This is a genomic window from Marinomonas sargassi (genome assembly GCF_025716875.1).
Taxonomy (GTDB): Bacteria; Pseudomonadota; Gammaproteobacteria; order Pseudomonadales; family Marinomonadaceae; genus Marinomonas; species Marinomonas sargassi.
The window spans coordinates 1-14,366 of record NZ_JAOVZB010000006.1 but is presented as its reverse complement, the minus strand read 5'-3'; the positions used below and the strand labels follow the sequence as shown (position 1 = coordinate 14,366).

14 protein-coding genes are annotated in these 14,366 nt (G+C 41.8%); 8 read left to right on the top strand and 6 right to left on the bottom strand.

Annotated features, from left to right (window positions below; translation table 11 throughout):
• Positions 1-25: 25 nt before the first annotated feature.
• The 4 genes from OFY17_RS12600 to hemC are packed head-to-tail and all read right to left on the bottom strand — an operon-like array spanning position 26 to position 4,417.
• Entirely contained in the window at positions 26-1,255 is a 1,230-nt protein-coding gene (locus OFY17_RS12600) for a heme biosynthesis HemY N-terminal domain-containing protein (RefSeq protein ID WP_263531094.1), read from the bottom strand.
• Complete coding sequence (locus tag OFY17_RS12595) at positions 1,252-2,727, bottom strand: uroporphyrinogen-III C-methyltransferase (RefSeq protein WP_263531093.1); 1,476 nt, start codon at positions 2,725-2,727, stop codon at positions 1,252-1,254. The genes OFY17_RS12600 and OFY17_RS12595 overlap by 4 nt, the downstream gene beginning before the upstream one ends.
• Before the next feature lie 4 nt (positions 2,728-2,731).
• On the bottom strand, positions 2,732-3,481 hold the full coding sequence (locus OFY17_RS12590) for a uroporphyrinogen-III synthase (RefSeq protein ID WP_263531092.1): 750 nt from the start codon (positions 3,479-3,481) through the stop codon (positions 2,732-2,734).
• A 12-nt stretch (positions 3,482-3,493) separates the two neighbouring features.
• Entirely contained in the window at positions 3,494-4,417 is a 924-nt protein-coding gene (gene hemC, locus OFY17_RS12585) for a hydroxymethylbilane synthase (protein ID WP_263531091.1), read from the bottom strand.
• A 141-nt stretch (positions 4,418-4,558) separates the two neighbouring features.
• Here hemC and argH point away from each other — a divergent pair, with 141 nt between their 5' ends.
• A complete protein-coding gene (argH, locus tag OFY17_RS12580; RefSeq protein ID WP_263531090.1) occupies positions 4,559-5,965 on the top strand; it encodes an argininosuccinate lyase in 1,407 nt (468 codons plus the stop codon).
• Positions 5,966-6,061: 96 nt separating this feature from the next.
• On the opposite strand, the gene OFY17_RS12575 is transcribed toward argH, so the two are convergent.
• Positions 6,062-6,901, bottom strand: a complete 840-nt coding sequence (locus tag OFY17_RS12575; RefSeq protein ID WP_263531089.1) for a hypothetical protein — start codon at positions 6,899-6,901, stop codon at positions 6,062-6,064.
• Positions 6,902-7,112: 211 nt separating this feature from the next.
• Between OFY17_RS12575 and lptM the strand changes: the two genes are divergently transcribed.
• The 6 genes from lptM (at position 7,113) to trxA (ending at position 11,142) form a co-directional block, all read left to right on the top strand.
• Positions 7,113-7,229, top strand: coding sequence for an LPS translocon maturation chaperone LptM (gene lptM / locus OFY17_RS12570; protein WP_263531088.1), 117 nt, complete (start codon positions 7,113-7,115; stop codon positions 7,227-7,229).
• A 14-nt stretch (positions 7,230-7,243) separates the two neighbouring features.
• On the top strand, positions 7,244-8,497 hold the full coding sequence (lysA, locus tag OFY17_RS12565) for a diaminopimelate decarboxylase (RefSeq protein WP_263531087.1): 1,254 nt from the start codon (positions 7,244-7,246) through the stop codon (positions 8,495-8,497).
• Between the two features lie 10 nt (positions 8,498-8,507).
• Positions 8,508-9,341 carry a diaminopimelate epimerase gene (dapF, locus tag OFY17_RS12560; protein WP_263531086.1) on the top strand — a complete coding sequence of 278 codons (834 nt, stop codon included), beginning with the start codon at positions 8,508-8,510 and terminating at the stop codon, positions 9,339-9,341.
• 7 nt (positions 9,342-9,348) lie between these two features.
• Positions 9,349-10,011, top strand: a complete 663-nt coding sequence (locus tag OFY17_RS12555; protein WP_263531085.1) for a DUF484 family protein — start codon at positions 9,349-9,351, stop codon at positions 10,009-10,011.
• Positions 10,011-10,706: an HAD family hydrolase gene (locus OFY17_RS12550; protein ID WP_263531084.1), complete on the top strand. Its 696-nt coding sequence runs from the start codon at positions 10,011-10,013 to the stop codon at positions 10,704-10,706. Before OFY17_RS12555 ends, OFY17_RS12550 begins: the two co-directional genes overlap by 1 nt.
• Positions 10,707-10,815: 109 nt before the next feature.
• Positions 10,816-11,142: a thioredoxin TrxA gene (gene trxA, locus OFY17_RS12545; protein WP_263531083.1), complete on the top strand. Its 327-nt coding sequence runs from the start codon at positions 10,816-10,818 to the stop codon at positions 11,140-11,142.
• Between the two features lie 54 nt (positions 11,143-11,196).
• Here the strand turns inward: trxA and OFY17_RS12540 are convergent, their stop codons facing one another.
• Complete coding sequence (locus OFY17_RS12540; protein WP_263531082.1) at positions 11,197-12,630, bottom strand: peptidoglycan DD-metalloendopeptidase family protein; 1,434 nt, start codon at positions 12,628-12,630, stop codon at positions 11,197-11,199.
• Positions 12,631-12,735: 105 nt separating this feature from the next.
• Here OFY17_RS12540 and tyrS point away from each other — a divergent pair, with 105 nt between their 5' ends.
• Positions 12,736-14,040 (top strand): tyrosine--tRNA ligase, encoded by a 1,305-nt coding sequence (gene tyrS, locus OFY17_RS12535; RefSeq protein ID WP_263531324.1) that lies wholly within the window; start codon positions 12,736-12,738, stop codon positions 14,038-14,040.
• Positions 14,041-14,366 lie beyond the last annotated feature (326 nt).

Below are 14,366 nucleotides of genomic sequence, written 5' to 3'. Positions count from 1 at the left end.
TCTGTTTTTTTATGGAAAATGAACTTTAAGGGAGAGGGAGCTCTTTTAACTTTGTGCTTGCTAGGTTTAAGTTGATCACCATCAAATCATGACTTGCTTTGTTATCACCAAGAGCCTGCAATAACCTGTTTAGCTCAGCTAAGGCTTCGCTTTGGCTATCCAAAGATAAGGACTTTTCATAATAATCTTTTGCTTTCCCCCATAGCATTAATGCTTGGCTCAAACGACCGCAAACAAGGTATAAGTTGGAGCTCACAATGTCGTATTTTAGCCATTGTTCACAATGGGAAAGTAATTTTTTTGCTGATACGTCACGAATATTTCCATACTCATAAATAAGCTCTTCGTTCCACTTTTTGTTTAAATGTGAACGAATAAAGAGTTCGGCTTTCTTTTCGTCTCCAAAGGTGATGAGAGTTTGAGCATACATAAGACTCATTTTTTCATCTTGAGGAAGCGTATCTAACTTATTCCAAAGTGTTTCAACTTCAGAGATAAGATCTTTATTCTCTTGGCCTAGCTTTGCGCGGTATTTGATTTTATCTAATAAGGCAAGAAAGGCATTACGTTCAAGCTCAAGCATATATTCATCATCGAACACGCCATCTTTTTTGAGCATAGGTGTGAGCTCTAGAAGAGCGTCCCAGTCTTTTAGTTTGGTATAAGCCGTGACTAGCATTTTTATGACTTGTTTGTGCTTAGGCTTTAACTTTTTCAATCTTAACAAAGTTGCCAGAGCGCTTTCATAGTGTCGCTGTTTCATTTGAATTTGGCTTTGTGCAAATCCAATAGCAAATTCCGCTTCAGGTGTGGCTTTATGTGCGGCACGTAACAAGGCTTTAGAGCGCTCAGTTTCGTCCTGCTCGCTGGCAGCATAAGCAGCACTAATATAGTTGATCAGAGGGTAGGGGACTTTCTCTGCACTATTGGTAAGTAGTTTTTCTGCTTTATTCCAGTTTCCCCCGACAAGCTCAAGCATGCCGCGAATGGTGTTTCTAGAAGCACGTTTTTGAGCAAGGTTCCCCGTAATTTTTGACAGTGAGTTACTCGGTCTTAGGGTGATAAAGAGGATGCGCTTCAGCCAACTTAATGCGAATAAAGCAATAATCATAGCTGCCACCAAAACCCAAACACTGGTTTCGAGGGTAATGCCATTATAAGCAATGAGGACATAGCCACTATCTTGGCGCATAAGGAGGCCTAAAACACCGCCAACAGCCATAACGCTAACTAGTAAGAAAAGGAGCTTTCTCATAGATTACCCCCAGTACTTCCCGTTGTCGTCGTGCCTACAGGAGCTTCTATATTTTCAGGGGATTCTGTTAGCTGTTCCTCTGTAGCTGGTGCTTCTTTAAGTGCTTCTTCAATGGTTGGCTCATTGGAAGAGTCTGCTTTATTCGTTGTCTCGACTTCTGCTACAGGAGTGTTGTCTATTGTCGATTCGCTTGAAGTGTTTGGCTCAGACGAAGTGCTTGCGGTTGTAGATGTCGCATCTACTGTGGGCTCTATGCTTGGCTCTATCACTAAATCGTCCCTTTCTATCCAAGCCGCCATAAGGGACTTCATAGCAACTAATGAGCCCCTTGGTTGTGGTAGTTCAGGGGAAGGGTTAATCTGCTGCATTGCCGTTAGGCTAGATAAAAACGAAACGGTACTCTCTGCATTAGTATCGAAATGCTCAGTAATCGCGTTGGCGATACGGGCTAAGGCAGTTTGGTATATGGTCGACTCTCCCTTAATAAGGGCGACTTGAGCAACGTCTAACTGTAGTTGTAAACCTGCAATGAGCTCTTGGTATTGAGCGGGAGGAAGCAGGGTTTTAATTGGCTTGTTGTGATAATTGATCACTACTAAAGATTGTATTGCCTGCCAAAAGCTACTTAGAGTGGATTTTATGGTATCCGTTTGTGTAGCTGTGCTTTGAGAGCCTGCATTAGCTGACGATTGCCATTCTTTCGACGGCTCTCTCTGTGGGAGGCTTGCGACACTTTCATAAAGTGCGCTGATTTTTAAATAGGCGCCTTCCAAATCAAATTCGTTAATAGCTTGTAATGCTTGAATATCTTTCGCTAGCGCTTTTCTGGTATCGAATACGATAGGGTCCTTGAGTTCATTTAAAATCGTATCGGCATTACTTAGCAATGTGACTGCACTTTTGTTGTCTGATTCTAGTAGTAGTCTCTGGTTTGCTAAACGAATTAAGTAATCGGCTTCAGCTAACTTCCAATCTTCTTTCGTGGTTTTGCTTAATCGGTTGAGCTTAGCGTCGAGTGACTGTAGTTGCTCATCTTGTATTTTTTTAGTGCTTAAAAACTCCGCTTGCTGAGACTGACCTGCAAGCTCAAGTTTAGTAACTTGCTCACCCATGGACGAAATCTGTGATTGATTCAGAGATTGACGTTTCAATTCTGAGGCTAGAACGTTTTGTTGTTGTGCTATCTGAGAAATATCTTGTTGGAAAGTCTGTTGACTTGTTTGTTGATAAAGCCAAATACTCGCTGAAATAGCTGTGGCCGACATTATAAAAGACAGTGCGAGCAATGATTTGGATGTTGCTGTCGATGAATTTGTTACGCGTGGTTTAAAAGGCTTTTTCACTTTCGCTTGTTCGTGTGCTGAATTTGAAGATAGAGCTTCATTGCTTTCTATTGTGGATGGATCTGGTGTTACAGGGGTTGAGTCAACAGTACTGTCTATATCAGATTCTTGCTTTTTATTATCTGTCATTCTTCTATCCTGTATGAAGTTTGGTTGCTTCGAGTAAGCTAGTATCGTCCGCGCCATGAGCACAATGCGAATTAGACCACCCCATTTCCTTAGCTTGCTCATTTACCCTTATGCTGGGGGTAAGTATGGGGAGGTGTTTCCAATCAGATTGATATCTCGATACGTATTCTGAAAGGTTTTCTAGGCTTTCTCCACTGGTCACCCATATTAAGTCTATATCGGGCAACATAAAGAAAGTTTGAGCTAAATAATCCGGTTTTTTTCTTTCGTATAGAGCAAGGTATTGAACATTGGCACCTTTCTCTTGGAGTTTATCCCCTAGTGTAGTTCGTCCACCGATACCCCGTACAATAAGCACCTTTTGGTTTGTCATTTTGGCGGGTTTAAGCCACTCAAGCAAGGCTTCGCTAGTATTTCCTGGGTTGGATAAGGCTGGAACACCTTCTTCTAGGAGTATTTTTGTTGTGCCTTGCCCGATACCAATCCAATGAACACCTGTTGGTAGCATAGGCCAGCATTCATCTAGCCACTCACAAGCGAGTCGAGCTGCATTTTTACTCACGAAAATAACGTAATGGAACTCATCGATATTGAAAATTTGTGAGCGAATAGTTGCTTGTTCTTGTTTTCCCGAGATAGGGCTAATTTCAAGCATAGGCAAAGGTACAGGCGTCGCCCCTAGTTCCTGAATTTTTTTACAGCTGAGGCTGTTTTCTGGTTCGGGGCGAGTAATGAGAATATTAATCTTCTTCAATGTTTGCCTGCTTTACTTGTAAATAGCTTCTAATATGCTGTTAGCGCCTTGAGAGATGAGTTCTTCGGCCAATTCTATGCCAAGTGCTTCTGCTTTGTCTTTAGGGCCGTAGGCTTCACTTCTGAGCATTGTCTTTCCATCAGGGCTGCCAACGAGTCCTCTCAGCCAAATAGTGTTGTCTTGAAGTTCCGCGAAACAGGCAATAGGGGCTTGGCAACCACCATTGAGTCTTTTGTTCATCGCTCTTTCGGCGATAACGCGAACTGCTGTTTCATCATGCTGTAGAGGCGCGAGTATTGAGTGTGTGTCCTTGTCATTGCTGCGACATTCAATCCCCATAGCGCCTTGCCCACCTGCTGGAAGGCTGGTTTCGGTTGATATGAATTGCGCAATTCGATCTTGCATTTCTAGGCGAATAAGCCCTGCAGATGCGAGGATAATAGCGTCGTATTCCCCTTCATCTAATTTACGTAGACGGGTATTCACATTGCCACGAAGATCTTTGACCACTAAGTCGGGACGGAGCATGCGCAATTGACATGAGCGCCTTAAGCTAGATGTCCCTACTATGCTGTTAGCCGGAAGTTCATCGATAGAGGTGAATTTATTGGAAACTAAAGCATCGGTAGGGTCTTCGCGTTCGCAAATAGTGGCTAGTGTTAAACCTTCTGGGAAAGCCATGGGGACGTCTTTCATTGAATGCACTGCAATATCGGCACGGCCATCTAATAATGCAGTTTCAAGTTCCTTAACAAATAGCCCTTTACCACCTATTTTGGAGAGAGGGGAATCGAGTATTTGATCTCCCTTTGTAGTCATGCCGAGTAACTCAACTTTTAGCTCTGGATATAAAGACTCTAATTGTGCTTTTACAGTATTGGCTTGCCATAGAGCAAGTTGACTTTCACGGGTGGCGATCACAATTTTGTCTTTCACATTATCTCCCAATGCATTACTACAACTAAATCTCTTAAATAATACCTGTTCGAGGCTGTGCCGTCATCCTTCATGCTTTATATGTGGCTTTGCTTCAGGTACTCTTGGCAGCTGTTTGAATTTAGTTTAGGAATCGTTTGAATGTCTGATGTTAATAAAACCACAAACCAGCAATGGGGTGGTCGTTTTTCTGAGCCTGTGGATGCTTTTGTAGCGCGTTTTACTGCTTCTGTTGAGTTTGATCAACGAATGGCGAAGCAAGATATCCAAGGCTCTATTGCACACGGTAAAATGCTAGCAAGTGTGGGTGTCTTAACGGAAGAAGAGTGCGATCAGATAATTCAAGGTTTGACTGAAATAGAAGAAGAAATCGCTAGAGGTGAATTTGAGTGGTCTATTGAACTAGAAGACGTTCATATGAACATTGAAGCTCGATTGACTCAGAAAATTGGTATTACAGGCAAGAAACTACATACAGGCCGTTCTCGTAATGACCAAGTTGCCACAGATATCCGTCTTTACATGCGAGATGAAGTCGACTTTTTATTGGATGAAGTGACTCGTTTACAGCAGGGAATATTAAGTCTTGCAGAAAAAGAGGCCGATACCATCATGCCTGGCTTCACTCATTTGCAAACAGCTCAGCCTGTTACATTTGGTCATCATCTTATGGCATGGTACGAAATGATGCAGCGTGACTACGAGCGTCTAATGGATTGCCGTAAGCGTATCAATATTCTTCCTCTGGGTGCTGCGGCACTAGCAGGAACAACTTATCCTATTGATCGTAATATGACCGCTGAATTATTGGGTTTTGAGCGACCAACTTACAACTCTCTAGACTCAGTAAGTGATCGAGATTTTGCCATTGAGTTTACCTCTGCTGCATCCATCATCATGATGCATATGTCTCGTTGGGCAGAAGAGATGGTTATGTGGGCATCTGCGCAATTTAACTTCATCTATTTACCTGATCGCTTTTGTACGGGTTCTTCTATCATGCCACAGAAGAAAAACCCTGACGTACCAGAGTTGGTTCGCGGTAAAACAGGGCGTGTATATGGTCATTTGATGGGGTTGTTGACGTTAATGAAGTCTCAATGTTTGGCTTACAACAAAGATAACCAAGAAGATAAAGAGCCCTTGTTTGATACGGTAGATACGCTGAAAGGGTCTTTAAGAGCCTTTGCTGACATGATTCCTGCCATTGAGTCACGTAAAGAGCATATGTATGAAGCGGCGCGTCGTGGCTTCTCGACTGCAACAGACCTTGCAGATTACCTTGTTGGTCAGGGTGTGGCTTTCCGTGATGCCCATGAAGTGGTTGGTAAAGCGGTAGGTTACGGGGTGAAAGAAGGTAAAGACTTATCTGAAATGACCTTGGAAGAGTTGCAAGCGTTTGGCGATATGATTAAGAGTGATGTTTTTGATGTTCTAACTCTAGAAGGTTCAGTTGCTGCTCGTGACCATATTGGTGGTACAGCTCCAGCTCAAGTGTTGGCTGCAGTTGCCCGTGCTAAAACTGAACTGGAAGCTCGCTTAGCCTAGTTGAGCGCCATGTTTTAGATGTTTTAAATGTTTGAAAAGCGGCAATGATATTGCCGCTTTTTTTTGTTTTATAAATTTGGCTAATGGTTCAAGAAACTACTGGCCAATAAAAAATGGAGACTCGGGTCCAAGTAAAGTATTGGGAGCAATGTTCAGCTCAAAATGAAAGGATTTGTTAAGCTCAGCGCAACCAGACAAGACGATACTCCAAGGCTCATCTGAACCAAGTTCAGGTATTTTCCAGCATACCCCTTCAATATTCACATAACGTACTCCATCGGCACCTTCCGTAATCGGGTAGTCAGTGATTTCAACTTGGCCCTTTAAATACTCTGCCTGTGCAGCTTTAGACTTTTCTATTTTGTTTCTCAGTTCTTCCGAAAAAACACCAGAAAGAGCGGCGTCACTATTATCTATTGGTATTTCAATATTGGATAGATCGAGCAGTTCTGGCTTATCGGTTATTGCAGAGTTATTTAGCATTTCAGATAGGAAGGGTTCGCTTTGTTCGGTGCTAGGTAGCTCGTTATTAAACGTCTGGTTTTCTGAAGCTTGATTATCTATATCAAAAGTATCGCTTAATGACAGCTCTTCAGCGTTTGTATTGATGTCAGCACTAAAATTTGGATTCTCTTGATGCTCTAGAGGTTGATGCTCTGTAGATATAGATGGGGCATTTGTTTGTACAGTGTCTGCTTGTGCATCACTTGAGCTTGCTGATTCTTCCCTCTGGCTATATGTATCGACACTACCATCATCGCTGTTACTGATATCGTCAGCTGTAATATTGGTTTCAGGTAAGAGTACTAGTTTAAAGGTTGCAGGTTTACTTTCGGTTATAAACCAACCTTGTTTAATGGCAGTGTGAATGATTAACAGGTGTATCAGTATGGCGCTACAAATAGCCGCGATGACAGGTACTTTAGTTTTTTTCATAGGTGTTTTGCCTATGGTAAATAAAGCAAATGATGTGTCTCATGAAGCGTTTAGTGCCGTCTTATTGTTCGACGTCATAAGATAACAGATTTTATAGACGAGCGATTTTTTATTTTTGTAAAGAATATCAAACGAAATAGACTACTTAGGGTTGGGTACAAACAGGGCTCAAGGTATACTCTGGTGATCAAAAATATATAGAGATTCGGTGATGCTTAAGTTGTTTTCAATATGTGCCGTAGTTGTTCTTCTTGTTGCTTGTGGTAATAAAGGTGCTCTTTATCTACCTAGTGATGTTAAGGCACCACAACAGCATTCACCCCTGTAACTGAGGAACCCCTTTTGGACTTTTTTAATTATTCTGATCAGACATTGAACGCAGAAAATGTCGCTTTGTCTGATATTGCTCAACAGTATGGCACGCCTTGCTATGTATATTCTCGTGCGGCATTTGAGAGTCATTACAATGCGTATGCGGACGCATTTGCTTCCCATCCGACTTTGATCTGCTACGCCGTTAAAGCCTCTTCTAATATTGCGATCTTAAATGTCTTAGCTCGCTTAGGTTCTGGTTTTGATATCGTATCTGTTGGCGAGTTAGAGCGTGTTTTACGCGCTGGCGGTGATCCTAGTAAAGTTATGTTCTCGGGTCTCGGTAAACAAGCTCATGAAATGCGTCGTGCATTAGAGGTTGGTATACATTGTTTTAATGTTGAGTCAGAAGCTGAATTGTATCGTCTTAATGAAGTAGCTGGAGAGATGGGTAAGCAAGCTCCTGTTTCTTTGCGGGTTAATCCAGACGTAGATGCCAAAACACACCCTTATATATCAACAGGCCTAAAAGAAAATAAATTCGGTATTGATATTAAAGACGCTGTACGAGTTTATAAAGTGGCTAATTCGCTACCTAACTTGAACGTGATGGGCGTGGATTGTCATATTGGCTCTCAATTAACCGAGCTGAAACCTTTCTTGGACACATTTGATCGTTTGATTGGTTTAGTTGACCTCTTAGCAGAAGAGGGAATTACAATTAAGCATCTAGATTTAGGTGGTGGATTAGGTGTTCGTTATCGTGATGAAGTGCCGCCAAAGCCAGCGGATTACGCTAAATTATTGCTAGAAAAAATGGCGGATAGAGATATCGCATTAGCTTTTGAACCAGGTCGTTCTATTGCGGCTAATGCTGCAGTACTATTGACTCAAGTTGAGTTTCTAAAATGTATGCCTCATAAGAATTTTGCCATTATTGATGGGGCAATGAATGATCTGATTCGCCCGTCTTTATACAGTGCTTGGATGGATATAGTGCCTGTTTCATTGCTGCCGACTCCCGAAGGTAAACGTAGCTATGATTTGGTTGGACCTGTTTGCGAAACGGGTGACTTTTTAGGTAAAGATCGAGAGTTAGATATACAGGCAGGTGATTTATTGGCTGTTCGTTCTGCTGGTGCTTATGGCTTTACTATGTCTTCAAATTACAACAGCCGTAATCGTGCTGCAGAAGTAATGGTAGATGATGATCAATCTCACCTGATTCGAGCACGAGAAACGATTGAACATCAACTTGTTGGTGAGCAATTGTTACCAGAGTAAGGGGTTCGCTGTGTTATTGAAATTTACTAAAATGCATGGGTTGGGTAATGACTTCGTCGTAGTCGATGCGGTCTCCCGCAAAGTGTTTTTTAACAAGCAACAGATTGAGCGTCTAAGTGATCGAAACTGGGGAATTGGTTTTGACCAATTGCTTGTGGTTGAACCGCCGACTCAACCCGATATGGATTTTAGATATCGCATTTATAATTCAGACGGTAGTGAGGTAGAGCACTGTGGAAATGGTGCTCGTTGTTTCGCTAAGTTTGTATTAGAGCGTGGGCTAACGAATAAGCGTGTTATTAATGTAGAAACGAAACGCGGCTCAATTCAGCTAAGAGTTGTTGAAGATGATCTGGTGACTGTGGATATGGGAATGCCGAGCTTTATGCCTGCTGATTTGCCTTTCTCTGCTGATCCTTCGTCGAACTCTCTTTATCCTTTGAAAGCTGGATCGAAAGAGTATCAGATTACCCCCGTATCAGTCGGTAATCCTCATGCTGTTATCAAGGTAGATGAGTTGTTTGATGAAGAGGTCGCTACTGCTGGGGCTTTGATCGAAAATCACGATTTATTTCCCAATAATGTCAATGTGGGCTTTATGAAGGTGTTGACGCCTTCTGAAATAAATTTACGTGTCTATGAGCGTGGTGTTGGGGAGACTCAAGCTTGTGGTACTGGGGCTTGTGCAGCTGTTGTTGCCGGTATCAAACAGGGTTGGTTGTCTCCAAAAGTTACTGCACACCTACGTGGTGGGGACTTGCATATTGAATGGCAGGGCGAAGGCTCTCCGATTCTAATGACAGGTCCAGCCGCCAAAGTATTTGAAGGTCAAATTTACCTATAGAGGCAGTATGAGAGAAGAGGAAGTAATTCAATACCTATTGAGCACACCGGACTTTTTTATCCAGAATGCCGATGTTTTGGAGTATCTAACTCTTCCTCATCCCGTTAATGGAAAAGTCATCTCTTTGCTTGAATACCAAGTTGAGGTGATGAAAAAATCCAACGCTAGCTATCGGGCAGAATTTGAATGTTTGGTTGAGGTTGCTCGTGAAAACGAATCGACGCTTCAAAAGAGTCGCCGCTTAGTGTTGGCAGGATTAGGCTGTCAATCGTTAGATGACTTCGCTGAGGTGGTTGGGGATATGGTTAGGAATGATTTTCAGATACCACACCATTCCCTAATTTTATTTGATTCAAAAAATACTTCATCAATAAGAAGTCATAGCTTAACGGAGGATGATCCACAGTTAACACTTTCCTCAAATACCACAGAGTGCTTTTGTGGCGAACTGCCTAAGCATGAAATGGACTATATTTTTTCGGAGAGTGCAGAGGCGATCAAATCTGTTGCTGTTCTGCCTTTGCTTTCTCGATCTGGCGGTGAAATTAAAAAGTGTGGTGTACTTGTTCTTGGGGCGGAAAAGTCATCCGAATTTGATAAAGAGAAAGGGACTTTGTTCCTTCAATATTTAGCGGATTTGTTAAGTGCTACCTTGTTAAGGATAGCCTGATGAGTGTTCTAATTACTTTTGATTTAGATGACACGCTTTGGGACACTTACCCTGTTTTGGTTCGAGCTGAATATGCGATGGAGGCTTGGTTCGAAGAAAGGTTTCCTGGTTTTTCTCAACAATTCCCTCTTACCGTGCAGAGGGAAATGAAGGGGACGGTTTTACAGCCCTCCAACCTTACGGAAACTCGCCTGCAGTTATATATTAAAATGCTAAAGCAGTTTGGTCTTCCCTCAGAGGAGGCAAGTTTAGTTGCTGGTACTGCGTTAGAGTATTTTAAAGAGTGGCGCCAAAAGGTAGATTTATTCCCCCATGCATTAGAAATCTTGGAAGAGCTCAATCAAGATTATTCTCTTGCCGTCATAACAAATGGTAACGCCGATGTGTTTCATCCTTATGTTGGCCTAGGTCGATATTTTGATTTTGCACTTAGAGCCGATCAAGTTGGTTTTGCCAAGCCAAATACGGATATTTTTGATCTAGCTGCTCAAAAAGCAGGAGCGGATATCTCTAATCTAATTCATATAGGGGATCACCCTATAGATGATGTATCTGGTGTGCTGGCCGCTGGTGGAAAATCTATTTGGTTTAACCGCCATGGTGCAAGGCGTTGGGCTGATGAATGGCGTGCTTTCCCAACCGCAGAAGTGCATTCGTTACTAGAGTTGCCTACTGCAATTCGATCAATTTTATAATAGCTTAAGTCTATTACCTTAATTTATATATTCGGATTCTTACCCTTAAGTTTTAGTGATACACTTAGCGGTATTCATTAGTTACAAAATAGATTTATAGGAAAATATTATGAGTGAAAATACTATCCAAATTACAGATGCTCAATTTGCAGAAGAAGTCTTGAATTCAGATGTGCCTGTTGTTGTTGATTTTTGGGCACCTTGGTGTGGGCCTTGTAAAATGATCGCGCCTATTTTAGAAGACATTGCTGAAGAATTTGCAGGTAAAGTTAAAGTAGTTAAGTTGAATGTTGATGAAAACACGGAAACAGCGCCTAAGTTCAATGTTCGTGGCATCCCAACTTTATTAGTTGTTAAAGGTGGTGAAGTGGTAGGAACAAAAGTAGGTGCGCTTTCTAAGTCCCAGTTAGTAGACTTTATTGAGAGTGCTCTATAATTTCTCTATTGTTTATGCTGAAAAAAAGCAGCCTTTAGGCTGCTTTTTTTTGTCTTATTTTTGTAGGGATGCAAGCTTTTGACTCAATACAGGTGAGTGAGAGTTGTTGAGTGTGGCAATAACTTGCTTTGCATATGGTAAGAAGTTCTTTAAATCATTCTTAGGCATAGGGGCGTCATTTGGCAGCCTAACTGTTACAGGGTTCTTGTGTGTGCCGTTAATTCTAAATTCATAATGTAAGTGTGGCCCTGTTGCCCAGCCTGTTTGACCTACATAGGCAATGATTTTTCCTTGTTTTACTCTTGCACCTTTTCTGATTCCTCGAGAGAAGCTTCTTAAATGTGCATAAAGGGTTGTGTAGCCTTTGCCGTGGTCAATGATGACAACGTTTCCGTAACCATTTTGTTTTCCTGCGAAAGAGACTTTTCCATCGCCAGCTGCTTTGACTGGTGTGCCGCTAGGTGCTGCATAGTCCACGCCTCGGTGTGGTCGAATGGTCTTAAAAACAGGGTGTACTCTATTTGGGTTGAATTTTGAAGATATACGAGTGAAGTCCACAGGTGTTCGGATGAAGGCTTTGCGCATTGCTTGTCCGTCTGGGGTGTAATAGCTTGTGCTCTTATCTGTTTCGTATCGAATGGCTTTGTACACTCTTCCATTATTAATGAATTGGGCGGCAATGATATTGCCATAGCCTATTTTTTCACCGTCAAGAAACTTCTCTTCATAAAGTACGCTGAGCATATCTCCCTTTCGGATGTCGAGAGCGAAGTCGATATCCCAGCCAAATATATTGGCCAACTCGAGTAATAGGGGTTGTTCAATATTCGCGGCTAAGCCGTCTACAAATAAGGAATTGTTTATTTCAGCTTCTTTGTAGGTTTGTGTGATATCCGGAGTGCGGGAAACTTCTTTACGGTTAAACTTTGAGCCATCGCGAGTGAAAGTGACGCTGTCGAGTCTATTTAACACTAGGGTGATTTCTGTTAACTCATTTGTTTTGTCATTCTTGATGAAGTTGAGCGTTTGCCCAGGTCGCATTTGTAGCAATGTCTTTTGTTCTTTATCCGCTTGGGAAACCTTGTAAATGTCTTGGGCGGATATGCCTTTGTTGGATAACAGTTTGGACAAAGAGTCACCGGAGGAGACTGTTAGGCTCCCGCTACTAAAAGTTGGGGGAGCACTCTTTTGCACCAATGCTGCTGGGGCTGGGGCTTCATATAATGTCTGATTGGTTGTGAGTTGGCTTGAAGGCTCTTGGGTTATTGGTTCCAAAGGCCTTAGAGGGGTGATTTTTTGTATTGATAATGTCTGAGGGAGGTTGTTAAACGAGATGTCAGCGTCGCTCACTTCCTGAAACTTTGCCTCTAAAATAGTAGGTTGATCATTGGTGTCTGTATCGTCTGGTAGTGCAATTAATACGATTGAAAAGACTATGCATGTTGTTGCAATTAGCAGTAAATGCTTTGCGGGTAATAACTTGATCAAAATATGTACCTAAAAATTTTTAAATAAAGCCTTATCATCGTATCAATATTACTTTTATAATTGAATGCTTTAATGACATTAACTCACTGGGAATTGGATCAAAAAATGACGCTAAGCAGTAAAGACCTGTTAAATGACTTACAAACTCGTGGACTTATCGCGCAAATGACAGCGGAAGAAGAGCTCAGAAAACATCTCGAGGATGGAAGTCGTACGCTTTATTGTGGCTTTGATCCAACCGCCGATAGCCTTCATTTAGGTCATCTTGTTCCTCTACTTGTATTAAAACGTTTTCAAGATGCGGGGCATAATCCAATCGCTCTAGTTGGTGGGGCAACAGGTCTAATTGGTGACCCAAGTTTCAAAGCTGCGGAACGTCAGTTAAATACTTCTGATATTGTGGCTAGCTGGGCTGAGAAAATTAAAGGCCAAGTAAGCCAGTTTATTAAGTTTGATGGTGTATCCAATTCAGCTCGAGTGGTTAATAACTTGGATTGGGCTGGTGAGATGAATGTGCTCGACTTTTTAAGGGATATCGGTAAACATTTTTCTGTTAATGCCATGATCAATAAAGAATCAGTTCAGCAGCGTCTTAATAGAGAAGGGGCAGGTATCTCCTTCACTGAGTTTTCTTATGCGCTTTTGCAGGGTATGGACTTCTCGGAACTGAATAAAGAATATGATTGCACAATTCAAATTGGCGGTAGTGATCAATGGGGAAATATTGTTGGTGGCATTGATTTATCTCGACGCCAGAATAAATCACAAGTGTTTGGAATGACTGTACCTTTGGTGACGAAATCAGATGGTACAAAGTTTGGTAAAACGGAGTCTGGAGCTGTTTGGTTAGACCCTAAGAAAACTTCACAATATGCTTTTTATCAATTCTGGATGAATACTGCTGACGCAGATGTCTATAAGTTTCTAAAATTCTTCACATTCTTAAGTATTGAAGAGATCGATGCAATTGAGAAGGAAGACAGTGAAAGTGGTAGTAAGCCTAAGGCGCAAGCAATCCTGGCACGTGAAGCGACTAAACTTGTTCATGGTGAAAGTGGGCTTCAAGCAGCGGAGAGAATTACCCAGGCTTTATTTAGTGGGCAGGCAGAGCAATTGAGTGAACAAGATTTGGAGCAGATTCAGTTGGATGGTTTACCTAGTAGCTCGCTTGAAGATGTGGATTTATCATCAACTCCATTAACCTCTTTGTTTGCAGATGCAGGCTTGGCAGCTAGTGGTAAGCAAGTGAAAGATGCTTTGCAGCGCCAGTCTGTCTTTATAAATGGTGTGGCAAAAGGGCTTGACGATAATATGTCTGCTGAGAGTGTTTTTGTCGCAGAAAATGGCTATTTTGGAAAATATTTCCTAGTTAAGTTAGGTAAGAAAAAGCATCACCTATTCGTTTTATAAAACTGGTTTTGCACATGTCATTAATAAAGCCGAGACATATTTAATATTTCGGCTTTATTTTTTGAAAGAAAGGTATGTTTTTTCAAAGAAAGGGGTTGTCCTTTAAAAAATAATCTGTAGTATACACACCTCGCTGACACGGGCAGTGCTTCTACTTAGTTATTTAGTAACTAGGTGATTCAAGTAGCTGCAAGTGGTATAGCAACGCTCTTTAAAATAGATAATCAGATAATTTGTGTGGGCGCTCGCTGGAGACTTTCAAAAAAATTGAAGTCTTACACGAGAGTCAAACACGTCAATTCGCTTTATTAAGTAAGTTGGTGTTT